This is a genomic window from Ligilactobacillus ruminis DSM 20403 = NBRC 102161 (assembly GCF_900113455.1).
Lineage (GTDB): Bacteria > Bacillota > Bacilli > Lactobacillales > Lactobacillaceae > Ligilactobacillus > Ligilactobacillus ruminis.
In genome coordinates this window covers 1-23,643 of the sequence record NZ_FOPI01000026.1, presented here as the reverse complement: position 1 = coordinate 23,643, position 23,643 = coordinate 1, and the positions used below count along the sequence as shown (strand labels likewise).

Sequence of the window (23,643 nt, the reverse complement as noted above, 5' to 3'; positions counted from 1 at the left end):
AGCTTATTTTTTATCCGTTATCAACCAATGAGTTTCTCCAATTCATTCAGTCGCTTTTCAAAGACGTCAAATGCTTTTTCAAGATACTCTTCATTCGTCATATCAACGCCAGCTTTTTTCATGATGTCAATTGGATATTCGCTCGATCCTGACTTCAAATATGTCAGATATGCTTGCGTATCGGCAGGATTATCATTTAGGATATTTTGTGCCAAAGTCGTTGCAGCAGCAAATCCCGTTGCATATTGATAGACGTAATAATTGTAGTAAAAATGAGGAATTCGTGCCCATTCAAGAGAAATTTCATCGTCATTAAAAATATCAGGCCCGTAGTAACGCTTATTTAGCTCGCCATAGTACTTGCTGATAACATCGGCAGTCAGCGGCTTGCCTGCAGCGTCTTGTTCATGGGACCATTTTTCAAATTCAGCAAATTGCGTCTGACGGAAAACCGTTCCCTTGAAACCATCGAGATAGTGATTTAAAACATATGCTTTAACTTTTTTGTCTTCAAAATGATCAAGCAAATATTGCGTCAATAAGTTTTCGTTTGTCGTTGAAGCAATTTCAGCAACAAAAATTGAATAATCCCCGTATTGATAAGGTTGATTATGACGAGTATAGTAGCTGTGAATCGTATGTCCCATTTCATGTACAAGCGTAAACAAATTATCAAGCGTATCCTGCCAATTGAGCAAAATGTACGGGGCAGTATCGTAAGATCCGCCAGAGTAAGCTCCGCCGCGCTTGCCCTGATTTGCCACAACGTCAATCCAACGATTGTCAAAAGCTTCTTTAACGTGAGAAAGATAATCGTCACCTAAAACAGCCAATGCTTTTAATGCTTCTTCCTTGGCTTCATCATACGTATATTTGAGGGTCGGCTCGCCCGTGATCGGCGTATACAGATCATACATATGCACCTCGTCAAGATTGAGCAATTTCTTCCTGAGCGCAACGTAGCGATGCAGTAAAGGCAAATGCTTATTCGTTACATTGATAAGCGTATCATAAACAGAGACCGGGATGTGATTGTTTGCCAAAGCGGCCTCTTGTGCCGTTGAGTAATTTCTGACTTTGGCAACGTAATTTTCAGTCCTGTTGTGTGAAGACAACGTCATAGCAAACGTATGACGAAACTGGCGATAAACCTTATACAAATTTTGGAAAGCTTCTTTGCGAACGCGACGATCCGTCGATTCGAGCAACGTTCCGTAGATCCCTTCTGAAAGCTCAACGTCATCACCGTTTTCATCCTTCATGACAGGGAATTTCAAATCAGCATCGTTCAAAACTTCAAAAGTGCTTTCAGGTGCACTGAAGATGTCGCTCGCACCGGCAAGCAATGCTTCTTCTTTGTCGCTTAAGACGTGATCTTTCATCTCAAACCATTCTCTGAGATTTTGTGAATATTCGTTAAGTTCCGGTGTCTGCTTCTTTGCCTCCTCAAGCTCTTCAATCGTCAAATGCAAGAGCTCCGGTTGAAACCAGGAAAGTTTTTCCGAAACTTCGGCCACAAGTTTTTGAACGGTTGCGTTCTTGGCTTGATTTTCAGCATTGGCAGTATCTTGATCATTCTTCATGCTTGCATAAACATAAACATTCTCAAGACGCCTTTGAATCGCAAACATTTCTTTAATTGCTTCGAGCAAGGTATCTCCGTTTTCCTTAAGCTTGCCCTGATATTTTTTGAAGCTCTCCGCTTCTTTTTTTACTTTGGCAAAATCTGCTTCGAAGTCCGTATCCGTAGCATAAATTTTCGTAAGATCCCATGTCAGTTCAACCGGAACTTCTTCACGTTTTGGAAGTTGTTTTACTTCAGCCATTTCTTTACCCCCTGTGGTTACAATTCTCAAATTGGTCAAATCAATCTGACAACTGAAATTCTACTAATATTTGAATTAAAAATCAAGTTTCTGCTTTCTCATAATTCGAATTTATCTGCGATTTCTTTATGACGTAACTGATATCTTTCTTCAGGATAGAATCAACTGAAGAAACAAACGGCATGAAGTAACAGTTTTCGCGCTTAATTTTAAAATATTTACTTTGCAGGCTGAAACTTTCGCCGCTAAACAAAGTCAAACTCAGGCTTGATTTCCAATAACACGAGTCTTCGCTATAAATAGGCTGATAATAATGCGGACTAACCATATCCCAAATCAATTCCTTGGCATCAATACACTTGGTATAACACGCCATTTGTAATTTTCTAATCTTGCCCTTTGAAAAATGAAGTCTCACTTCTAATTTTTTGCTTTGTTCTGCCCTCAAATCTGCGCTAAGACGATACATTTTCCACGAATGATTCCGGTTGAAAAAATCTCGCAGCTCTCTGAGACTTTTGACATAACCACGTAAATATCTGACTGGAAGAAAATCGGCTTTTTGAATCCCATAATCAATCTCGATTTTCTCGTTGATTGGATCTAAAAAAAGCAAATAAAAACCAAGCGAAGCATTCCAACGAATAAATTTCGCCGTAGCGTTCGTCAATTTTTTTCCTAACTTATATTTCTGCCCCAAAATCCAAAAAAAATTAAGTCCAATGCTCCTGTATCCGTTTGAACGCTCAACTAGTCTTTTAGGTGTTATCGGAGCGCATTGGTACTCCAACGCCAAATCATTCCGCCCTTGCCTTTTTACCAAAACATCCGGACGCTGTTTTAAATCGCTTAAATACGCTTCTGGCTGAACGCTATAACCCAAATCTTCCTCCCACTTTGCCAAAAGTTTCTTTCCTTTTAGATGAGCAACTGTCTCACCTTCCGTAAATAAATTGCAAGTCGATTTATAATGAGCAAAATGCACGGCTTTTTTTTGACCTTTTTTCAAATAAAGCTTTGCACCGCATCCTGGGACAGTAATAATTTTGATTTATTTTGGCATCCGTTGCCGAAACAAATTTTTTCATTTCATCTGCAGCATATAACAAAAAAACACCTCCACACATTATAAATGCGCAAGAGGCGTCAAAAATTTTTTATTTCTTTTGATTGAAATGATAACGCGCGATTTCAATTGCAGCGTGCTCCATAATCAGTTTGCCACGTTCGCGGACAACGTCAACTGAGAAGTTGACAGGATCACCGTATTCATATGCCAAAGACAAAGCATCCTTGACTTGATCTGAAGTCATCTCTGATTCAAAGAAAACTAATTCAAGAAAATACTGTCCGTCATATGCATAAAGGTTGGATACGACGTTGCTATACGGGAAAACGCTCGCCAATCCTATAAAGTTCTCAAAATTAACAAAATTTACCAAAAAGTGCTTTTGAGACTCATCTTCTGCATTCAAGTATCCAGAAACCCCATCTCCGTCATCATCAACAGTTTTGTTTCCTGCTGAATGAATGACGGATTCTTTTTTATCTTTTTCCTCTAACTGACTGCGTATGTAATCAGCCAACTCATTCGTAAAGACATCGCCGTTCTCGGTACCGTTGTTAAAATCATCAGGATCCTGATTTTCTGAATCATCATTTTTGATTGAATCCTCAATAGGTTTGTTCTGACTCGGATTACTTTTTGTAATCAACAGTTCCAAACCATTGCGATTAGGCATCAATTGAAAAGTAACCGCCTCATTGTTGCGAAATTCATGATCCTTATCCACTTCATCCAAAATACTGAAAAAGAAGCTTTCAATTTCACTTTGATTGCCAAGCAAATCGAGAACAGTAATCCCTCGTTCGGTTAAATCTTCATTTTCAAGCAACACTCTGATCGTATTGTCATTGATTTTTTCCATTTCCATAGGGACGTCCTCCTTTTCGATAATCTTGCAATTGAATTAAGTTGCAACCATTATCATATCAAAAAAAACAAGAAAAGGCTACCCAAAAAGGCAGCCTTGATTGAATTCTCAGTTAAAAACCTGCCAATTCCTGGGCACGGCGCAATTCCAACGCACGAACTTCGTGCGGAAGGAAACGACGAATTTCATCTTCGTTATAACCTACTTGCAGACGTTTCTCATCCATGATAATCGGACGACGCAACAAGCCAGGATGTCTTTGAACCAAATCCAACAAATCTTTCAAAGACAAATCATCGATATTGACATGCAAATCATGATAAACCTTTGAACGTGTCGAAATAATTTCTTCTGTACCGTCTTCCGTCATTTGAAGAATCTGTTTCAGTTCATCGACACTAAGCGGATTAGAAAAAATATTGCGTTCCGCATAAGGAATATTGTGTTCTTTCAACCATGCACGCGCCTTACGGCAAGATGTGCAACTTGGTGAAGTATACAAGGTAACCATTAAGAATCGCCCCTCTCAGATTTAAACTGATGCAACCATACAATATATATCCTCATGTACTATTATACACCACTTTAAAAAATTTGATACCACTTTTTGTAATATTTTTGCAATAATCTTGATTTAGATTGCGTTAGAATGATTTAAAACACCGCCAAATATACGTTTACGTTCAAATTCTTTACCTTTACTTAAAAAGTTAAGAAATAATTAACATATATTCAGCCATCCATTTAAAAAAGCATCCTTGAAAATATTGATTAAAAGAAATCCAAGCGCTATAATTCCTATTAAAACATATCGGATGGTGTTAAAATGGAAAAAGAACTGACAGGCTTTACGAACATTCAGAAACTGGATCCGGAAATCATCGTTGATCTTAAGTATGCAACGCCCGACAACTTTACGGGAAAAGTCGTTTATGACTTTCAAACCGCCATTGCTCGAACAGGGACAGCAAAAAAACTTGCGCATGCCAGCAAATTAGTCAAAGACCAAGGATATCGCTTAAAAATCTGGGATGCATATCGCCCTGTTTCAGCACAAAAAAGACTTTTCGAAGTCTATCCGGATCCTAAATTCGTTGCGAAACCCAATCCTGACTTCAGTCACCAAAAAGGCGTCACCTTTGATTTAACGCTGACTGACATGAAGGGCCGCGAAGTCGAAATGCAAACCGGATTTGACGACTTCACCGAACATGCATTACGAAATGCAAAAAGAACCCCTCTCCAAGAAGAACATTACCAAATTTTGGACAAGGCTATGACTGAAGCGGGATTTGTCGGCTATGTCAACGAGTGGTGGGACTATCGTGACTCTCAAATGGATGAATATAAGCCTTTGCTTGCAGATCCGAACGATTATAAGATATGAAAAAGAGGCTGAGAAAAAAGTCCCGTTTTCCTCTTGAAATAAATGAAATACCGAACGAAGGCGGTCAATTTGCGACTTTTTCCAGCATTTTTTAAATACGGTGCTGCTCAACTAATCTAGTCAAAATCTCATGCAAATTTGCCGCCAGCCTCTTTTCGGATATTTCCATCATGGAATGAGATTGTCATACATGCAAAAAACCGGATCAGATTTGCGATTGATTGCAAATCATCCGGTTTTTCAATTGAGACATAGTTTTTTCCCAGCCTCTTTTCTTATCTGACCAGACCTTCCCAAATAACGACCTCGCCCTTTTCAAATGATTTTTTAACATCAACGATTCTTTGATTGGAACTTCCCCTGAATTGCAGCGTCAAGTCCTTCAGATCTTCTCTGAAGCGTCCGTCAACAAGAATATCGATACTATGTAACAGTTCAAGCTTGTCTTCTGAATCAAGCAGCAGTTCATCCCACGTATAACCGCTCCAAGACCAAATATCCTTGATATCTCCGTACTCTTTTCTGATTCTCTTGACCAATTTCAAACAAACATCAGTATTTAAAAATGGCTCACCGCCAAGCAGCGTTAATCCTTGAACGTAATCTTCGCCAAGATCCTCAATTATCTGATCTTCAAGCTCTTGCGTATAGGGTTTGCCGTAATGAAAATTTTGTGCAACCTTGTTATAGCATCCAGGACACGCAAACAAACATCCGCTGACGTAAAGACTGCACCTGACCCCTTCACCGTCGACAAAATTGAATGGTTTGTAGTCAGCAATATAGTTTTGTGACAACTCGCTTGAAAGCCACTCTTTCGGCTGTGGATTCCTGGGCTTTTTAGGTATGCGAGAACGTCGTTTGAAATTTTTTTTGTCGGCATTTCCTTTATCCAGATCGGATTGAGTAATAAAGCAAGTATCACCGCCAATGCTTACCCGAATCTGACTATCATTCAACATCTTCAGCCATCCTCTCGGTCATGTTCTTGACGCGTGACGAAATCTCAACGTGACGTCCGTGCACCATCGGACGCTGCAAAGGATTCCCAAGATAGCCGCAAGTTCTTTTGACGCAATCGCAAGTCTTCGGATCGTGATTGCCGCACGTTGGACACTCAAAGCCGCGCTCCGTCGCTTTGAATTCGCCTTGAAAACCGCACTTATAGCAATGATCGATCGGCGTATTGGTTCCAAGATAGCCGACCTTATCATAAGCCCAATCCCAAACGGCTTCCAAAGCTTTCGGATTTTGACGCAAATTAGGGTATTCACAGTAATGAATAAACCCGCCTGAAGCATATTTCGGATAGTCCATTTCGAATGAAAGCTTCTCAAATGGAGTCGGATGCTTTCTGACGTCATAATGAAAACTGTTCGTGTAGTATTCCTTATCCGTAATATCTTTAATCTTGCCGAATTTTTCAGTATCCAACCGACAGAAACGATCCGTCAGCGACTCGCTTGGAGTCGAGTAAACACTATAATGATAGCCGCTTTGCGCAGACCACTCTACACAGGCATCGTGCAATTTCTTAACGATTGACAGCGTAAAATCATGAGCTTCCTTGTTATGTTCCCAGTTCGGCCCATAGAAGACTGTTCCGACTTCATATAGGCCGATATAGCCCAATGAAACCGTTGCACGTTCATTTTTAAACAACTCATTTACGTCTTCTCCCGGCTTGAGACGCTTGCCAAATGCACCGTATTGATAAAGAATCGGAGCATTTTCAGGAATGGCATCCAAAACGCGCTTGACTTTGAACTTGAGCGCAGTATGACATACGTCAAGGCGTTCATCGAATATTTCCCAAAAAAGATCCATGTCGCCATTTGATTCAAGTGCAATTCTCGGAAGGTTCATGGTCACGACTCCGAGGTTCATTCGGCCTGAATTGACTTCATTTCCTTCATCGTCTTTCCAGCCTTGAAGAAAAGAGCGACACCCCATCGGTGCTTTGAAGCTTCCAGTCAGTTCAACTATCTTGTCATACATCAAAACGTCAGGATACATGCGTTTCGTAGCACACTCAACCGCAAGCTGCTTGATGTCATAATTTGGATCGCCAGGCTTGAGATTCAAGCCTTTTTTCAACGTAAAAACGAGTTTCGGAAAAATTGCCGTACGTTTTTCGCGACCGAGTCCTGCAATTCTGATTCTCAAAATCGATTTTTGAATCTCACGAGAAATCCAGGAAGTTCCAAGGCCAAATCCGAGCGTTGTAAACGGCGTCTGTCCTTGTGACGAAAACAGGGTATTGATTTCGTATTCCAAAGCCTGCATCGCATCGTAGATATCTTTTTTGGTCCTTTTCTTGGCAAATTCGACTTGCTTTTCAGGATTTTCGATGTAATCCCTGGATTCAGCCAAATGTTTCTCATAATTACGCATTGCAAACGGTTCAAGAACCTCATCCACACGGTCTGCCGAACACCCGCCATATTGACTGGAAGCCACGTTTGCAATAATCTGAGACATTTGTGCCGTTGCAGTTTGAATCGAATGAGGACTTTCAACCTCTGCATTTCCGATTTTAAATCCGTTCGTCAGCATTTCTCTGAAATCAATCAGACAGCAATTCGTCATCGGACTCCACGGAGTATAGTCAAGATCATGATAATGAATGTCGCCGCGAAGATGTGCTTTGGCAACATGTTCAGGCATCAAGCGCAATCCAAGCGTTTTGCCAACCGTTCCCGCGGTCAGATCGCGCTGCGTATTGAAAACGTTGCTGTCCTTATTGGCATTTTCATGCACAAGTGTCGGATCCTTCTTTTGAAGCCGTGTCAAACGTTCAGTAGGATCCGTTTGTTTTTGCCATTCCTCTTCCTTGACCTTATGTTTAGTGATGAAACTTTCAGCTTCATCGTCAAAATTGTTTTCTTTCAAAGTCGCAATGACTGCATCATAGATTTCAGCCGTTTCAACCGTATCTTGATCGACAAATTTATTAATAACCGACCAAATCAATTCATCGCTTTGGTCTTCCAAACCGAGGGCGCTGAAAATATATTTTAATTTATATGACGCAAAGGGCATCCTGTATCCATCGCGCTTGATGACCGACCCCGGCCTTTTTGTCACTTTTTTTTCATCATTTTTTAATTCAATCATTCAAGTCAACCCCCGAGTCAAAATTTTCATTATCATTTGCCAATATAAAAACAAGCTGTTCCGTTCATGTAAGGTCGGTATGTCTCCCTGACCTTCCAGCATATTCTATATTATAACGAAAACAACAAAAACACAATATATAGGGCCTGAAGAAAAATAACAATGCTAGATATAGAGCGTGTGAAACCTTTATAAAAACCTTTTTACATTGGGGTTGACTGCCTGTGAAACATTTTTATTTCAAAAAACATGAAGCACCGACACATTATATGGTGTTATAATTGATACAATAACTCGGGATGACGGAAAGTTTCCCGATAATTATGAGAAGGTGAAATTTTGGAAATCGATTTAAACAAGATTACAGAACAAATACGGAGCGGATTAACCGAATTGCTGAATCAAGCAAACCTTCATGAGGGCGATCTGGTTGTTTTAGGATGCAGCACAAGCGAAATTCAAGGTAAGCACATTGGAAAATACCCCAGCGTCGACGTTGGCCGTACGGTTGTTTCTGCCGTTATGGAAGTTTTAAAACCGCGAAAGCTGTATTTGGCCGTCCAAGGATGCGAACACTTGAATCGCGCCCTTGTCGTCGAAAGAAAAATCGCTGAAGAAAAAAACTTCGAAATCGTCACCGTTTTTCCAAGCGAACATGCCGGCGGATCTTGCCAAATCGCCGCATTCGAGCAAATGGACGATCCCGTTGAAGTTGAACACGTCATCGCGCAGGCAGGAATGGACATCGGAGATACGTCAATCGGCATGCACGTAAAATTTGTCCAAATTCCGGTCAGAACGTCCGTCAAGGAAATCGGATTCGCGCATGCAACATATCTTCGCTCACGTCCGAAATTAATTGGAGGAGAACGTGCAAAGTACAAGTGGGATCCATTCGGATAGTGCTTTGATTCAGCCGGTTTTTTCAGTTCCGGCTTAAAATACAGTCAAATTTGCTGTGTGAAAAGCATAATCAAAAAGGCAGCCGTGCTCAAAAACACGGTTGCCTTTTTAGTCTCAATCTTCAATCAAGTCAAAACAATATCCGTACGCGTCGTTTTTCTATCTGTATCTTGGCCCGTTGTCCCCCATCAAATGAGCCAACTGACCTTGAAACTCGCTTCTGTATCGTTCGATCTCATGGCTGCCTGCAGAAGAATCAACGGCTTCCCCGTGTTCCCCGGCATCCAAACCAACAATTTCTTCTTCTTCAGTGACACGCATCGGAATAAAGCAACGCAAAATCGCAATCAAAATAAATGATAGCACGGTCGTAAAAATAATCGTTACGACGGTCCCCATGATTTGTATCAAAAACAAATGGACTCCGCCGCCGTAGAAAAGACCATTTTCAACGATGCCCGAGTTGGCAGCCTTCGTAGCAAACACGCCTGTCAATACGGATCCGGCAATGCCTGAAACGCCATGACATCCAAAAGCGTCAAGAGGATCATCAAATTTCATCTTTGGCTTGATGTGAGTAATGAATGCGAAACTCGTGCACGTGCAAATAATACCGATGAAAAATGCTCCAACGACCGTAACATAGCCTGCGCCAGGCGTAATGCCGACCAAGCCGCATAAAGCACCCGTACATACGCCGACAAGCGTTGGTTTTCCGTCAACCTTCATTTCAATCAGCATCCACGCCATCATTGCGCTGCCGGTTGCAACAGTAGTCGTAATAAACGCCTGCAAAGCAATCTTGTCGGCTGCCAAAGCCGAGCCGGCATTGAATCCGTACCATCCGATCCAAAGAATGGCCGTTCCAAGAAGAACCCAGGGAAGATCATAGTGTTCCGTTTCACGCTTCAAACGAGGTCCAAGACAAATTGAAAGAATCAATGCCGTGATCCCGGCATTAATATGAACAACGGTCCCACCGGCAAAGTCAAGCACTCCTGCTTTGAACATTAATCCTGACGGGCTCCAAACCATATGTACGAGCGGATAATAAATAACTAAAGTCCAGCAGATAATAAAGACAAGCAAAAAATTGAATCGCATGCGTCCAACAATGGCTCCAACAAACAATGCGGGTGTAATCAATGCAAACATCATTTCAAAAATCAAATAAGTTCCAAGGTTGATTCCGGCATCCTTATTCACGATTGAACCGATATTGACGCCGCTTAAAAACAAATGCTTAACTTGCCCGATAATGCCGCCAATATCGCCATTAAAGCAAAGCTCATATCCGACAAAGCAAAACAGCAAAACCGCCACTCCACAAATAATAAAAACCGAAAACATCGTATTGACAACGTTCTTTCTTGAAACCAAGCCCCCATAGAAGAAAGCCAATCCAGGCGTCATACAAAAAACCAAAATGCTGGAAACGATCAAAAAGACCGTATTAGCTCCATTCAACATATCAACCATTCCCTTCTTCTTTATGTCATAAATTCTAACACAACTTTAGCTAATTGCAAGCGATTTTTAAGAAAAACATTATAAAAACGTTTTCTTGTGTAAAAAGATATAACATAAATCGATTTATTTTGATTTTGAATTTCAGGTAAAAAAGAGACTGAATTCAATCATTCAGTCTCAAAAAATTATTTAATCTTTTTAATCATTCCGTTCAGACAATCAGTGATTTCTTCAGGAAGCTGTGCATGCGGATGCGTTTCTTCATATCTTTCGATCCAATCCCGACGAATTTCAAATCGACTGGCAAGTTCTTCTTTATATTCCTCATCTGAAAAATCCAGGGCATAGCCGTCAAGCGGCATATAGCTCATGTTGTCAAGCGGCCCGAACGGTTTCCAAACATCAGCACCGGTTGCAATATCTTCAAGAATCTTCAGCGTTAAGTTCTTATCGATATCCCGTCCATTAAAATCAGCAGTGTTGACAATATAGCAATCAACGCCATTTTCAAACAATTCCTTAAAATCGGCATAGTCTTCAGAAAGAAGATAAGCCCTGAAAGGATCGGCAAAAGGCTCAATCACTAATGCATCTCTAGCCGTTTTCGTAACGTTTTCAGCCGTCGAACGTTTGGTTGCAAGCGTCACGCCGAAAGTTGCTGCAGTCACCGGATCCTCAAGTTTGACGACCGGAGGCAAACTGTTGTCTTTCATGATCCAAAAAATCGACGTTATCGGTGCTTTTTCACGATCAACGCGGTTAACTGAAGCATAACGCGACTTAATCGTACGTCCATTGCCATTGCGAAGGTCTTCCGTTACCAAAACTTTTTTGCCGTCAGCGTCCAAAGTTACGCCAACATTCATCACGGTTGTAAAATAGTTCGTTTCCTTCGTCCCCGGCAGATAATCGTTTGTCTTATCAAAATATGACGGTTCAAGCGCAACTGAGCTCCCGTCTTTTCGATTGATCACGAACGCATCGTCATGCAAAACAGTAATATCGAACTTGCCGTTATGCTTTGCGTGAGTCAACGTTGACTTTCCGGACCCTGAAAGTCCGTAAAATGCAAAAACCTTGTCATCCTTGTCTTTGAAATGAAAAGCCTTTTCTCCGCCATGACAAGCAGCATAGCCGTTTCTGTGAGCAGTTGCCCAAGCAAGCGTCAAGGTCGCTTTCTTCAATTCCCCGAAATAGCGCAATCCCAAAACAGCCGCTGCGTTGTGCTTGGCATCGATAATTACGAGACCGTCAGGATAAGCTTCATCATGCCACGATGGATCGGCATAAAGATAGATATCGCCTTCATCATACTGTTTTGAATTTTCGTAACGTTTCTCATATTCGTCGTTTAAAAATTGAAAATTCAGCATGTATGACAAAAGATTGACTTCAAACCCTTCCGCAATCGCAAGGTGCGCTTTCAGCATAAACTCTTCATCAAGCCCTACGACCACGTCGGTCTTATAAAATTTACGACTCCTGGCAGAATAAATTGCTTCGCGCAAAACACCGTCAAGCTTGTCATCATCAGATTCAGGTGAACCGATGAGCCTCCTTGCTTTGGCCGTCCTTCCGACAACGTCTCCATGATTGTCAACGATCATCTTTGCGTCATCCGGAAGGCCCAGCTCTTTCGTATGAATAATCGGCAGATCGGTAACTATTGTCGCACTGGATTTTTCAGCCAGACGATAGGCTTGTTCAACGCTTGCGACATCAACGACGTTGTTTCCGTAAAATGCAGATTCAATCGTCGTTCTTGTTCTTGAGAAAATATGATTCTCCTTCGTAATCTCTTCTTCAGCAAATCTCTCACGCGTACTCATACAAACCACTCCTTAGAAATCGTTTTCACAAATATAGTATATCACTAGCCCTCACAACATACAATTTTTTCAATACTAATCGGAACAATTGTCTCAAAAAACTGCCGTTCTCTGAATGAAACCGGCTGTTAAATCATTAACCTTTTTTAGCGTTTATCTTATGGACGTCAACCAACGGGCATCCCTGATCATGACAAGAATCGCAATGTCCTTTGCTTCTTTTGATAAAACGCGTATATACAATATAGAAAAAAGCACCAAAAATCAAAACAGACAAAATTACCGTAGCAATCATTTAAATTCCTTCTTTCGCAAGCTGACTTTCAGCATCAACGGTCTTGGCTGGACGCTTGATAACCAATCCATAAGCAAAAATCAAAACGCCAATGGCTACGCCTAAAACGTTAAGCCACGTATAGCTTCCGGAGAGAATAACCGATGACTGGCAAATGACCAATGCGGCAAGGTACGCAAGAAGCGTCTGATATCCTACTGCTCTAAGCGTCCATTTGTAATCTCCAAACTCTTTGTTCATTGCACTGATTGCCGCAAAGCACGGCGCACACAGCAGATTGAAAACCAAAAAGGAGTAAGCGCCAAATGAAGAGAAATGCGACAGCATGAGTTTGTCGAAGACTGCGTTTGACGGATTGCCAAACGTAACCTGAATCGTGCTGATGCAATTTTCCTTGGCGATCAGGCCGGCAAAAACCGCGGCGCATGCATGCCAATCGCCAAATCCGAGCGGTTTGAAAATCGGAACGAAAATCGAACCGATCGTCTTGAGCATGCTTTCTTGCTGAGAAACCATCTGCATCTTAAAGTTGAACGAGGAAAGGAACCAGATAAGGACCATTGAAGCAAAAATAATCGTGCCGGCCTTTTGAATAAAGGCAATCGAACGTTCATAAGAATAACGCAAAATGTTTAAAGCCTTCGGCAGGTGATAGGCAGGAAGTTCCATGACGAACGGCTGCGTCTCACCGGCAAACAACTGTGTTTTTTTCAAGAAGATGCCGGAACAAACGACGGCAGCCATTCCGATAAAATATGCTGACGGTGCAACCCAGCTCTGGTGCGGAAAGAAAGTCCCCGAAATCAGACCGATAATCGTCAATTTGGCCGAGCAAGGCATGAAAGTCGTCAGCATAATCGTCATTTTGCGATCTTTTTCGCTTTCAATCGTTCTCGTTGACATGATTCCCGGCACGCCGCAACCTGTCGAAATAAGCAACGGAATAAAAGATTTGCCGGAAAGATTGAAACGGTGAAAAATGCGATCCATGACAAATGCAACGCGTGCCATGTAGCCGCAATCTTCCAAGATGCCAAGACACAGGAAAAGGACTGCAATTTGCGGAACAAAGCCTAAGACTGCCCCGACGCCGCCAATAATGCCATCGATTATAAGTCCCTGCATCCACGAAGCAACGTGCCAGCTTTTAAGCAGCGCAGTTGCCGTATCAGGAACAAGTTCTCCGAACAAAACGTCATCGACCCAGTCAGAGCCTGCACCGCCAATCGTTTGAATCGAAATATAGTACACGAGCCACATGACCAAAACAAAAATCGGCAGCGCAAGGATTCTGTTCGTTACCACCATATCCACATAGTCAGATGCCGTCATGACAAAGTCTTTTTCGTTGACGATGCTCATGTCAACGACGCGAGCGATGAAGTCGTAACGAGCATTGGCAACGATGCTCCCGGTCTCGTCGCCAAAAACTTTTTCAGCCGTTTTGATAAGTTCTTCGATTTCGCTGCGACGCGTCGAATCAAGCGCGACGTTTCCCCAAACGTCATCATCTTGCTCAAAGAACTTGATTGCATAAAAGCGCAGATCTTCATCAGACACAACTCCGCGAAGCTGGTCTTCGATCATTGACAGAGCCGATTCAAGGCGATCGTCATACTTGGGAAAAGAATATTCTTTGTGCTTTTCTTCAATCATCATATCGATCAGCACATCCAGATTAGTCTTCTTCAAAGCACTGATTCCGATTACCGGAACGCCCAACAGATACTCCATTTTCTTCAAGTTGATGTGCTTGCCCTGCTTTTTGAGCAAGTCCACCATGTTGACTGCACAGATTATCGGAAGTCCGGTTTCCATCAATTGCAATGTCAAATACAGATTTCGCTCCAAATTCGTTCCGTCGATCACGTTGACGATTACGTCCGGACGTCCATCAATCAAATATCTTCTGGAAACGACTTCTTCCGGACTGTATGGAGACAAAGAATAGATGCCCGGAAGATCTTGAATGACGACATCCTTGTGTTTTTTCAGGCGTCCGGATTTCTTTTCAACAGTAACTCCGGGCCAGTTTCCGACAAATTGGTTGGCACCGGTCAAAGCATTGAACAAAGTCGTCTTTCCGCAGTTTGCATTTCCGGCAAGAGCAACGTTAATCATAAGCTCGCCTCCTTAACCATGATGTTTGCGGCTTCACTCTTTCGCAACGAAAGTTTGTATCCGCGAAGAGTCAGTTCAACAGGATCGCCCAACGGTGCAACCTGCTGGACGGTCACGATCGTATTACGGGTCAGCCCCATATCCATTAAACGACGACGCAGTTCCTTTGATCCGTTCAGTCTGACGACCACGCCAGATTTTTTCAACGGAATCGAATCCAAAGAAACAAGATCCTTATCGTCAAGGCTGCCAAGATCCAAAACTTCGATGCACTCAGCCATTTCAGGACTGACGGCAAGTCTTTGACCTTGAAAATAAATCAGCAGTCCGCTGTTTGAATCAGCCGTCGCAATCACCGTAACTACTTTGCCACGAACCATCCCCAACTCTGCCAAGCGGTGCACCAACGTTCTTGAACCATCAATTTTTGAAATGATGCAACGCCCCTCGCGCTTGATTTGTGCCAATGTTTGCATTTCTCTTTCCTCCTGAACACGCCTGTTTTAGTTTCTAATTGAGAACTGTTATCATTTATGTTATTAAGCGTATCACGAAATCTATCTTTTATCAATGCAAAATTAGAAAAAAATGTGAATCTTATTCAAACCTCTCGCTGCCTGATTGATTGCTTTGCTGATAAAAACAAGATCCCCACTGATTTTAAGATCAGTGAGGATCTTTAAATGAGAATTATTCTAATCCGACGTTTTCAACAAAACGCATAAAAGCTTCTTGACCCTGTTTGTTTCGTTTGTACACGCCCGCGTCTTCAAGAACTCTGGCAAAAACTCTTCCGGTTTCCTGATTAACGATTTCCGTAATATTTTCTGCAGTCGCTTCCGGATGATTCTGCTTGATTTCATCAGCCCAAACGCGATGATATTCTTTCATTTCGTTTGATGTTCCCAAAATATGCTTTCCGACTTCGGCAAGCTCGTCTTTGAGGCGCGGAGGCAAAATCGCCAGTCCCATGACCTCGATCAGGCCAATATTTTCTTTTTTGATGTGCTGCACGTCTTTATGCGGATGGAAAATTCCGTCCGGATATTCCTCTGACGTTTGATTGTCGCGCAAAACCAAATCAAGCTCGTAATTGCCGTTCTTCATTCTCGCAATCGGCGTAATCGTGTGATGCAAAACGTCACCATCAAATGCTTTGACGTTAACTTTTTCGTCACTGTATTTGCGCCAAGAATCTAAAATTTTGGCGGATAATGCCACTAATTCTGCTTTATCGGAACCATTCAGACGAATCACCGACATCGGCCACTTGACGATTCCGGCAGAAACGTTTTCAAATCCGGCAAATCTGAAACTTTTTTCAACAGGCGCTTCTTCCATTGCAAAAACGTGACGACCGCCCTGATAATGCTCATGAGTCAGAATAGATCCGCCGACAATCGGCAAGTCCGCATTGCTTCCGGCAAAATATCCAGGAAACTTTTCGACGATTTCCAAGAGATTGCTAAACGTTTCCTTGGAAATTACCATCGGCTCATGCTTGCCGTCAAGGAAAATGCAGTGTTCGTTAAAATAAGCGTACGGAGAATACTGAAAACCCCAGACTTCTTCACCCAAATTGAACCGAACGATTCGGTGATTCGTCCTTGCAGGATGATCAACGCGACCATAATACCCTTCATTTTCCATGCACAGCTGACACAAAGGATATCCTGACGGCGCGAGTTTTTTAGCCAACGCGATCTGTTTTGGATCCTTTTCCGGCTTGGAAAGGTTGATCGTAATTTCAAGATTGCCGTAGTCAGTCGGCGTCTTGAAATAGATATTTTTAGCAATTGCCTTCGTCTTGACGTAATCATTTGCTTTGCTGAGCTCGTAAAAATCAGCGATTGCTCGTTTTTTGTCCTGAGCATACATTTCATTAAAACGCTGATTCAAAACGCTTGGAATCGGCGTTATCAGATCCATCAGCTCGCATCCCAAAGAATCCTTTGAAGAAGACAAGTCATCAATTTTTTGATTCAAAACAGCCTGTTCGACCAAAGCATCCTTTACGTCGATAATGCTTGCTTCCTGACACTCTTTCTCGCATTTGCCAACCAGATGCAAAACGTGATTATACAAATAATACTTATCAAGTTCAGTATAATCAGACTTCTCAATTACTTGTTCAACAAATTTTCTAATCAAATCCATTTCAATTCACCGCACTTTTCACTCTGATTAATCAAGCACCTTTGTTCCGTCAGCAACCTCTGCAATGTAAAACGATGGTGCATACCCGATTTTTTCCTCATATACCTTGCCGACATTTTCTTTGAAGTCTTCAACACAATCCTTATCAACGATTGCAATGCCGCATCCGCCAAAGCCTGCGCCGGTCATTCTTGCGCCAAGCACGCCCTTTTGCTTCCAGGCCTCATGTGCCAGCGTATCAAGTTCAACACCGGTTACTTCATAATCGTGTTCGAGTGAAACATGAGATGCGTTGATAAGCCGGCCAAAACGCTCAAGATCACCGGCTTCAAGGGCCTTTTCAGCCTTTAAAGTGCGTTGGTTTTCAAGCACGGCATGACGAGCGCGCTTCAAACGTGCTTCATCTTCAATCAGATAACCGTATTCGTCAAACGTTGACTCGTCAAGTTCACCCAAAGACTTGACATCAAGTTTTGTTTGAAGCTCTGCCAAGGCTTTCTCACATTCTGCGCGACGTTCATTATATTTGGAATCTGCAAGTTCGCGACGCTTGTTCGTATTCATGATTACGATGACGTTGTTTTTCAAATCAAGCGGAACCGGCGTATATTCAAGCGTATTCGTATCAAGCAATAATGCTTTGCCTGCTTGACCCATTCCAATTGCAAACTGGTCCATGATGCCGGAATTTACGCCGATGAACTTGTTTTCAGTCTTTTGTCCAAGTTTTACGAGATCGAGACGCTCCGTATCAAGACCAAAAAGTTCCTGACAGATGATGCCGATTAAAAGTTCAAGCGAGGAAGAAGAGGAAAGACCTGATCCGTTGGGAATATTGCCTTCAATAAAAATGTCCATTCCGGCATCAATGTCATAACCGTCTTCTTTCAAGAACTTGATCATGCCTTTTGCATAATTTGTCCAATTGTCTTTTTCATCATAAACAAGATTATTTAAATCGACTTCGATTATGCCCTTGTCTTCAAAATTGGCCGAATAAAAATTAAGCTTGCTGTCATCACGTTTTGAAGCCGCACCGTACGTTCCAAGCGTAATTGCGCAGGGAAAAACATGACCACCGTTATAATCCGTGTGTTCTCCGATCAAATTGATGCGACCCGGGGAAAAGAACGTCTTTTCCGGTTTTGCTCCAAAAACTTTTTCAAATTTCGTTTCTAATTCTGCCTTTTCCATAATTTATGCACCTCATTAAGTAAATACGTTATTTTCTACTTTTTCAGTTTACTATATTTTACTAAATTATGCAAGTGATGTTTTTACTGGTTTTTTATTTTTTTAGTAAAACTTGGATGTTCACCACTGTCTATGAATCCATCGAAAGCAAATCCCGCTACTAGCGAAAATGCGGTCCTGCCGCTGCATTTCTCAAAAGCGGTTTTTGTTCCATGAAAATACGGTAAAGATAATCGTTCGAACAAAATTTTATCTTCGTTTAGCGATTTAACTTTCCTCAAACCATTTTCTTCATAATTATTGTGCCGGCAACGACCAAACATTTTTCCGTTCGCTGATAATAAATTTTGATGAAATACAAAACAGAGGCTTGGAAAAACTATACCTCAAATTAAAACCCGGATGATTTTCATCTGCGTGACAATCGCCTACTACGGTGGAAACAGCCTGAGAAAGTCTGTCGGCAAATTTGACTGAGACCTTTGCGCGCCGATTTAGTAAGCACTGCATTTGGCAAAAAGAGTAATTTCCTGCGTGTCAAAATTGAAAAAATGCCGAACAAAGTCAGTCGCAAGTCGACCGCATTTATTCGGCATTCAATTTAACGCAAAAGGGAAACGGGACTTTTTTCCCGCCGCACAGAACCAAATCATGCTGTTTTCAGCATCTAAAAATTCTTAATTTTTTGCTGTTAATTGCTTAAAATAAGAGTTATAATGCATTTGACCTCTTGGAAGGATGAGGCACGGGTAATCCAGCGTTTACCCTAAAGGGGCTCTTTTGAAGCGCTCAGTGCTTCTTTTTTCTTGATTTATTTTAAATCAGATATAATTAGTGTATAAATTGTAATTAGAAAATCTAGTTTAATAATAAACGGGTATGGGACGTACCTTGGTAAAATAGCGGTGACCTCTACCAACTTAGTGAAGAACTAGACTGGCAAGTTTGCCGTGTTCCTAGAATCCCCAACTTCAAACCGTTAAAAAATGAAGTTTTAGGTTAAGTTGGGGTAGTTCAATCCATATCCTTCCGTACATAATATTAATGATGCATACATAGACAAGCGGTAAGCATCACGCTACCCTTGATTGTCGCGTATGCGTTTTTTGTTTTCTAAAAAAGGAGAACGGTTTTCGATTTTTAACGGAAAAACATTAAAACAGCCGCCTGCCAATCTCGAAAAAGGTGTAGGCGGCGTACCACTTACCGTTCCGTCGCGGAATGGAAGAATTGCCGATTGAGTAGGATCCTGATTGCCAAGCCGTTTTTCTTTTTCGACCATAACATTTTTCCTTTCAATCTGTAATCGCCCAGTTTAACGTCATGTGACAGGACAAAAAAAGCACTTTGTCAAGTGCTATATAACTTCAATTGATTTGATTTCATTTTCAAAAATTTTAACCCAGTCATATCCAATTTTCACTGAGAGACCGTCTTGATCTTCATCATACGTATCTTTGTCTTCAAAAATACAAATTCCTTGAAAGACCTGATCATCAATATCAATCAATTTAATTTCCTTATTATTGTATTGTTTTAAATCCATTAGTTGCCTCTTTCATAGTATGTTAGTATCAAATGTGCACCCGTTTTACTATATTTAATCGTCATAGCATTCACTGGATTGCCAGTAAAAATATCGATACCTACCAGCCTGTCCTCAAATAAATCAATTTTTTCATCAGAACTCTTGGCACCACTTCTTAATTTTCTAATAGTTCCTGTCATCTTGTATTTATCATACAAAGCTTCAACATCTACATCGTCAAAGAAATAGCTCTTACCTTTTTCTACCGTCGATTGAATATGCCATGCTTGCTTTTCAGGATTAACTTTATCTAACCACTCGCCAGCATTGAATTTATTTTGAATAAATGCTTTGTCTACTAACTTCTCATACTTTTCAACGTCATTATACTTCAAATCTTGAAATTCAGCCAACGAAATGGGGTATTTTTCTATCCCTAAAACATCAACGATTTTCCTGTATTCCAGAATATCGCTTTTCCTATGGTACTAAAAAAGCGAGTCTGTAAGGACTCGCAAAATTATTTGAACAACCAACCGATAAATGAAATAAATCCACCAATAGAGAAAATAATAAAAACAAAGAAAATACTACCAATGCCATCTATTATTTGACTAATAGACGGTACACCCAGCGCAACTAGGATGACTGCTACCACTGCACTTCCAAGGATATCGATAAACATTTTTTTGACTTCACCCTTTTGCGGCTTATATAATTTCATCTTTATCACTCACCTCAGTAGTTTTTTCATTATATCTATCGTTATTATACCATTTTCAAGGAGCTTTGCTTTCGCGGAAATTTCCGCATGAAAAAAGCGAGCCTTCAGAGACTCGCTTGATTTTTAGCTTACTTTTTCTAGTCGTTACACCTTCCCGCCGTTTCTGACGGGCTTGGCTCGGGATCAACATGTCATTTGAATAACCTATTTATAAACGAAATTACGCCGGAGACAGCAAGAAAAATGAATATTAATGCAAATTCAGCAGCTCTTTTAAAAATATCATCAATCGACGGTAAATCGCATATGCCCCAAATAAAGCCTGCGACTGAACCAATTACGCAGGCGACTACAAGAGCCACCATTGTCTTACCATCGCCCTTCTTCCACTTGTACATGCTATCACCTCCGTAAAAACGTTTATCATCTCGAGATTATTATATCATGATTTAGCCTTCCCCAAATTAACAAGGTTGTTTTGCAAAGCAATTTCTCGCTAAGCGGCCAGTTTTACCAAAGCCTTGTCCGCTTCCAAACCATTGTTTCTCAAAACGCCCATTGCACTTGCCGTTTCCGTCAAACTGAATCCGGTTTGATGTGCAGTTGATGAAAACGTAAGACATTCCTATGCCTAGAGACTTAAACGATGTTGATGTTACGTCAGATGAATATGCTAACGAATTGACCGCCTTTTTAGTTCTAGCCGTCATTTGTGTAGTATCCCGTTCTTGTTAGCCGTCATTCCAAAGCCTTCAAAGATTTGCGACGCAATTTCAACAACATCAGAAAACTCATCACTTGAAGCAATCGAGCCTTGCAACTCAGTATTCATTGAACCTATTGCCTGCTTGCTTGTATATCCGCGTTTCACAAGTTCAAGATAAGCATCAGCAATGTCTTTTTGTGATTTGCCGTATTTTAAAGAGTATTTCTCACCATCAGCTTACATAATAGCAACTGCTTTAGCTTTCTGATTCTGATATTCACGAGATGTTTCACCAGACACTATAGCAGTTGCTTGAAGAAGTGCTTTCTCTTGCTACAACTGTATTCCTAAAGAGCCAGACTTTTTAGTTCAGCAACGGCTGCTTCGTGGTAAGCGGTCGTTAAAACAGCGGTATGTACACAAATAACCCGAGATCGTATCATTATCTCAGGTTATTGCGTATGCATCGTTTTTATTTTCTTATTTACGAGTTAAGATTGATGTTTCATGGGAGAAGATGGCGTAACCTTTCAGGATCAAATACCTCAATGTTGGTAATCTTCGTTAATACTTTTCTCAAGTATTTTTCAGGATCCAACTGATTAAGTTTGGCCGTGTATACCAGCGGCATTAGCCCTTGCGCCTTCAAAAGTTGATGAAAACAGCCAGTTTTTTCTCCCCATCACGCTCTCTTTGACAGCGCGCTCTGCGCTGTTGTTGGACAATTCAAAATATCCTTTTTCAAAGATGTTCAGAATATTCATTTCTTGGCCCAAGGCGTAGTTTAAAGATAGTTATTCAAATTTTTGAGAATCTCTCTCGAAGCTCCGTTGTAAATTCGGATTTCAACATCTTCCGTAATAATTTTCGCAGCCATTTCACTGACCGATAGATATGTTTCTTTATGGCTTCGGTCAACAAGGTTGACTTCCACGACATCATCCAATTTCATATTTAAACCTCCGATATACTTGATGTCTAAAGCATACCAAGATATCGGAGGTTTATGAAGAACGCTTATTTAATGACCGCTTACGGACAACAATTGGCCAACAACTTCACGATTTTTAACGAAAATTAACGCTAACTATAAAACAAAAACCCCGTCAAAACGGGGTTTAAGCAATTTAACGATAAATTTTGATACCGGTGATCGGGGTCGAACCGATACGTCCTCAACGGACACTGGATTTTGAGTCCAGCGCGTCTGCCAATTCCGCCACACCGGCATAACAACAAAATATATTTTACCAAGTCTGGCCGCATTTGTCAAGCGACCGAAGGCGGTAACCGGAATCGAACCGGTGATGAAGGTTTTGCAGACCTCTGCCTTACCGCTTGGCTATACCGCCATTCTTTTTTCACGAGATATAAAACATCTCAATTGGGGTAACTGGATTCGAACCAGTGCATGACGGTACCAAAAACCGTTGCCTTACCGCTTGGCTATACCCCAATAAAGGGCGGTAGGTGGGAATCGAACCCACGCGTGCCGGAGCCACAATCCGGTGCGTTAACCACTTCGCCACTACCGCCATCATGGCAGGGATAGTAGGAATCGAACCCACACCGACGGTTTTGGAGACCGTAGTTCTACCTTTAAACTATATCCCTATCATGCAATGGAAGGGAGTGGATTCGAACCACCGAACCCGAAGGAGCGGATTTACAGTCCGCCGCGTTTAGCCAGACTTCGCTACCCTTCCATGGTGGCGCGGGACGGAATCGAACCGCCGACACAAGGAGCTTCAATCCTTTGCTCTACCGACTGAGCTACCGAGCCACAATGTTGATAATATAATATTAATTAAATTGTTAATTAATACTACGGTCCTAACCGGATTTGAACCGGTGATCTCCTGCGTGACAGGCAGGCGTGATAACCCCTACACCATAGGACCATTCGTATTTAGTGGAGGATACAGGGCTCGAACCTGTGACCCTCTGCTTGTAAGGCAGACGCTCTCCCAACTGAGCTAATCCTCCATAAGTGACCCGTACGGGATTTGAACCCATGTTACCGCCGTGAAAGGGCGGTGTCTTAACCACTTGACCAACGGGCCATAAAACAATAAAACGGAGAGTGAGGGATTCGAACCCTCGAAGGAGGTCATTACCCCCTTACATGATTTCCAATCATGCTCCTTCGGCCTCTCGGACAACTCTCCATCCAAGAACTCCGGCAGGCGGACTCGAACCGTCGACAGCCTGATTAACAGTCAGGTGCTCTACCAACTGAGCTATGCCGGAATAATAAAGCATGGCAACGTCCTACCCTCACAGGGGGCGATCCCCCAACTACTCTCGGCGCTATGGAGCTTGACTTCTGTGTTCGGAATGGGAACAGGTATATCCTCCATGCCATCATCACCACACTATTTTCCTTGAGAAAACCTTGTTCTCTCAAAACTAGACAATATTCATTTCTCTTTTCAAGAACCTGCGTTTTTTT

General features: G+C 41.7%; 22 protein-coding genes, 12 tRNA genes, 1 rRNA gene and 1 pseudogene. 2 read left to right on the top strand and 34 right to left on the bottom strand.

Annotation, left to right across the window (positions count from 1 at the left end; genetic code table 11):
- Nucleotides 1-20 precede the first annotated feature (20 nt).
- From pepF to spxA, 4 genes are all read right to left on the bottom strand, one after another.
- The gene (gene pepF / locus BMZ95_RS08055) at nucleotides 21-1,826 is read right to left on the bottom strand and encodes an oligoendopeptidase F (protein WP_046922127.1); all 1,806 of its coding nucleotides are present in this window, start codon (nucleotides 1,824-1,826) and stop codon (nucleotides 21-23) included.
- Nucleotides 1,827-1,908: 82 nt separating this feature from the next.
- Nucleotides 1,909-2,868, bottom strand: a complete 960-nt coding sequence (locus BMZ95_RS08050) for a competence protein CoiA (protein ID WP_074786575.1) — start codon at nucleotides 2,866-2,868, stop codon at nucleotides 1,909-1,911.
- Between the two features lie 115 nt (nucleotides 2,869-2,983).
- A complete protein-coding gene (locus tag BMZ95_RS08045) occupies nucleotides 2,984-3,760 on the bottom strand; it encodes an adaptor protein MecA (RefSeq protein WP_014073268.1) in 777 nt (258 codons plus the stop codon).
- Between the two features lie 112 nt (nucleotides 3,761-3,872).
- Nucleotides 3,873-4,271 (bottom strand): transcriptional regulator SpxA, encoded by a 399-nt coding sequence (gene spxA, locus BMZ95_RS08040; RefSeq protein ID WP_014073267.1) that lies wholly within the window; start codon nucleotides 4,269-4,271, stop codon nucleotides 3,873-3,875.
- Between the two features lie 315 nt (nucleotides 4,272-4,586).
- Between spxA and BMZ95_RS08035 the strand changes: the two genes are divergently transcribed.
- A complete protein-coding gene (locus BMZ95_RS08035; protein WP_046922126.1) occupies nucleotides 4,587-5,147 on the top strand; it encodes a M15 family metallopeptidase in 561 nt (186 codons plus the stop codon).
- 275 nt (nucleotides 5,148-5,422) lie between these two features.
- Here the strand turns inward: BMZ95_RS08035 and nrdG are convergent, their stop codons facing one another.
- On the bottom strand, nucleotides 5,423-6,109 hold the full coding sequence (nrdG, locus tag BMZ95_RS08030) for an anaerobic ribonucleoside-triphosphate reductase activating protein (RefSeq protein ID WP_014073265.1): 687 nt from the start codon (nucleotides 6,107-6,109) through the stop codon (nucleotides 5,423-5,425).
- Nucleotides 6,099-8,264: an anaerobic ribonucleoside-triphosphate reductase gene (gene nrdD / locus BMZ95_RS08025; protein ID WP_014073264.1), complete on the bottom strand. Its 2,166-nt coding sequence runs from the start codon at nucleotides 8,262-8,264 to the stop codon at nucleotides 6,099-6,101. The genes nrdG and nrdD overlap by 11 nt, the downstream gene beginning before the upstream one ends.
- A gap of 339 nt (nucleotides 8,265-8,603) precedes the next feature.
- On the opposite strand from nrdD, the gene BMZ95_RS08020 reads away from it, so the two are divergent.
- Nucleotides 8,604-9,167 carry a TIGR01440 family protein gene (locus tag BMZ95_RS08020; RefSeq protein ID WP_014073263.1) on the top strand — a complete coding sequence of 188 codons (564 nt, stop codon included), beginning with the start codon at nucleotides 8,604-8,606 and terminating at the stop codon, nucleotides 9,165-9,167.
- A gap of 159 nt (nucleotides 9,168-9,326) precedes the next feature.
- Here BMZ95_RS08020 and BMZ95_RS08015 read toward each other — a convergent pair whose 3' ends face one another.
- The 28 genes and pseudogenes from BMZ95_RS08015 to rrf form a co-directional block, all read right to left on the bottom strand.
- Nucleotides 9,327-10,637: an ammonium transporter gene (locus BMZ95_RS08015; protein WP_046922125.1), complete on the bottom strand. Its 1,311-nt coding sequence runs from the start codon at nucleotides 10,635-10,637 to the stop codon at nucleotides 9,327-9,329.
- A 185-nt stretch (nucleotides 10,638-10,822) separates the two neighbouring features.
- Complete coding sequence (locus tag BMZ95_RS08010) at nucleotides 10,823-12,466, bottom strand: phosphoenolpyruvate carboxykinase (ATP) (protein ID WP_046922124.1); 1,644 nt, start codon at nucleotides 12,464-12,466, stop codon at nucleotides 10,823-10,825.
- A gap of 295 nt (nucleotides 12,467-12,761) precedes the next feature.
- Entirely contained in the window at nucleotides 12,762-14,882 is a 2,121-nt protein-coding gene (gene feoB / locus BMZ95_RS08000; RefSeq protein ID WP_046922123.1) for a ferrous iron transport protein B, read from the bottom strand.
- Nucleotides 14,879-15,358 (bottom strand): FeoA family protein, encoded by a 480-nt coding sequence (locus BMZ95_RS07995; RefSeq protein ID WP_046922122.1) that lies wholly within the window; start codon nucleotides 15,356-15,358, stop codon nucleotides 14,879-14,881. The genes feoB and BMZ95_RS07995 overlap by 4 nt, the downstream gene beginning before the upstream one ends.
- Before the next feature lie 214 nt (nucleotides 15,359-15,572).
- Nucleotides 15,573-17,039 (bottom strand): UDP-glucose--hexose-1-phosphate uridylyltransferase, encoded by a 1,467-nt coding sequence (galT, locus tag BMZ95_RS07990; RefSeq protein WP_046922121.1) that lies wholly within the window; start codon nucleotides 17,037-17,039, stop codon nucleotides 15,573-15,575.
- A gap of 27 nt (nucleotides 17,040-17,066) precedes the next feature.
- Nucleotides 17,067-18,233 carry a galactokinase gene (locus tag BMZ95_RS07985; protein WP_046922120.1) on the bottom strand — a complete coding sequence of 389 codons (1,167 nt, stop codon included), beginning with the start codon at nucleotides 18,231-18,233 and terminating at the stop codon, nucleotides 17,067-17,069.
- Between the two features lie 1,078 nt (nucleotides 18,234-19,311).
- Nucleotides 19,312-19,515 carry a hypothetical protein gene (locus BMZ95_RS11290; protein ID WP_041819940.1) on the bottom strand — a complete coding sequence of 68 codons (204 nt, stop codon included), beginning with the start codon at nucleotides 19,513-19,515 and terminating at the stop codon, nucleotides 19,312-19,314.
- A gap of 75 nt (nucleotides 19,516-19,590) precedes the next feature.
- Nucleotides 19,591-19,779: a hypothetical protein gene (locus tag BMZ95_RS07970; RefSeq protein ID WP_022280376.1), complete on the bottom strand. Its 189-nt coding sequence runs from the start codon at nucleotides 19,777-19,779 to the stop codon at nucleotides 19,591-19,593.
- Nucleotides 19,779-20,174 (bottom strand): polymorphic toxin type 50 domain-containing protein, encoded by a 396-nt coding sequence (locus BMZ95_RS07965; protein ID WP_225354903.1) that lies wholly within the window; start codon nucleotides 20,172-20,174, stop codon nucleotides 19,779-19,781. The genes BMZ95_RS07970 and BMZ95_RS07965 overlap by 1 nt, the downstream gene beginning before the upstream one ends.
- Before the next feature lie 107 nt (nucleotides 20,175-20,281).
- Nucleotides 20,282-20,485, bottom strand: a complete 204-nt coding sequence (locus BMZ95_RS07960; protein WP_022281017.1) for a hypothetical protein — start codon at nucleotides 20,483-20,485, stop codon at nucleotides 20,282-20,284.
- 191 nt (nucleotides 20,486-20,676) lie between these two features.
- Nucleotides 20,677-20,883 (bottom strand): hypothetical protein, encoded by a 207-nt coding sequence (locus tag BMZ95_RS07955; RefSeq protein ID WP_035171030.1) that lies wholly within the window; start codon nucleotides 20,881-20,883, stop codon nucleotides 20,677-20,679.
- A 308-nt stretch (nucleotides 20,884-21,191) separates the two neighbouring features.
- A pseudogene (locus tag BMZ95_RS11660) lies at nucleotides 21,192-21,401 on the bottom strand (phage tail tape measure protein); the annotation flags it as partial.
- 295 nt (nucleotides 21,402-21,696) lie between these two features.
- Complete coding sequence (locus tag BMZ95_RS11655; protein ID WP_022281020.1) at nucleotides 21,697-21,822, bottom strand: transposase domain-containing protein; 126 nt, start codon at nucleotides 21,820-21,822, stop codon at nucleotides 21,697-21,699.
- Nucleotides 21,794-21,955 (bottom strand): IS66 family transposase, encoded by a 162-nt coding sequence (locus BMZ95_RS11650; protein WP_082271468.1) that lies wholly within the window; start codon nucleotides 21,953-21,955, stop codon nucleotides 21,794-21,796. Before BMZ95_RS11650 ends, BMZ95_RS11655 begins: the two co-directional genes overlap by 29 nt.
- A gap of 20 nt (nucleotides 21,956-21,975) precedes the next feature.
- Nucleotides 21,976-22,143, bottom strand: coding sequence for a hypothetical protein (locus BMZ95_RS11280; RefSeq protein WP_003693505.1), 168 nt, complete (start codon nucleotides 22,141-22,143; stop codon nucleotides 21,976-21,978).
- A gap of 192 nt (nucleotides 22,144-22,335) precedes the next feature.
- Nucleotides 22,336-22,420: transfer RNA gene (locus tag BMZ95_RS07935), tRNA-Leu, on the bottom strand.
- 52 nt (nucleotides 22,421-22,472) lie between these two features.
- A tRNA-Cys gene (locus BMZ95_RS07930) sits at nucleotides 22,473-22,543 on the bottom strand.
- Between the two features lie 32 nt (nucleotides 22,544-22,575).
- Nucleotides 22,576-22,647, bottom strand: a tRNA-Gln gene (locus tag BMZ95_RS07925).
- Between the two features lie 6 nt (nucleotides 22,648-22,653).
- Nucleotides 22,654-22,726, bottom strand: a tRNA-His gene (locus BMZ95_RS07920).
- Nucleotides 22,727-22,731: 5 nt separating this feature from the next.
- Nucleotides 22,732-22,805, bottom strand: a tRNA-Trp gene (locus BMZ95_RS07915).
- 9 nt (nucleotides 22,806-22,814) lie between these two features.
- Nucleotides 22,815-22,897: transfer RNA gene (locus BMZ95_RS07910), tRNA-Tyr, on the bottom strand.
- Nucleotide 22,898: 1 nt separating this feature from the next.
- Nucleotides 22,899-22,974 (bottom strand) — tRNA-Phe (locus tag BMZ95_RS07905).
- A 45-nt stretch (nucleotides 22,975-23,019) separates the two neighbouring features.
- Nucleotides 23,020-23,092: transfer RNA gene (locus tag BMZ95_RS07900), tRNA-Asp, on the bottom strand.
- A 12-nt stretch (nucleotides 23,093-23,104) separates the two neighbouring features.
- Nucleotides 23,105-23,177: transfer RNA gene (locus BMZ95_RS07895), tRNA-Val, on the bottom strand.
- A 5-nt stretch (nucleotides 23,178-23,182) separates the two neighbouring features.
- Nucleotides 23,183-23,254: transfer RNA gene (locus BMZ95_RS07890), tRNA-Glu, on the bottom strand.
- A gap of 14 nt (nucleotides 23,255-23,268) precedes the next feature.
- Nucleotides 23,269-23,359 (bottom strand) — tRNA-Ser (locus BMZ95_RS07885).
- A 9-nt stretch (nucleotides 23,360-23,368) separates the two neighbouring features.
- Nucleotides 23,369-23,441: transfer RNA gene (locus tag BMZ95_RS07880), tRNA-Asn, on the bottom strand.
- Nucleotides 23,442-23,449: 8 nt separating this feature from the next.
- Nucleotides 23,450-23,566: ribosomal RNA gene (gene rrf / locus BMZ95_RS07875) — 5S ribosomal RNA — on the bottom strand.
- Nucleotides 23,567-23,643 lie beyond the last annotated feature (77 nt).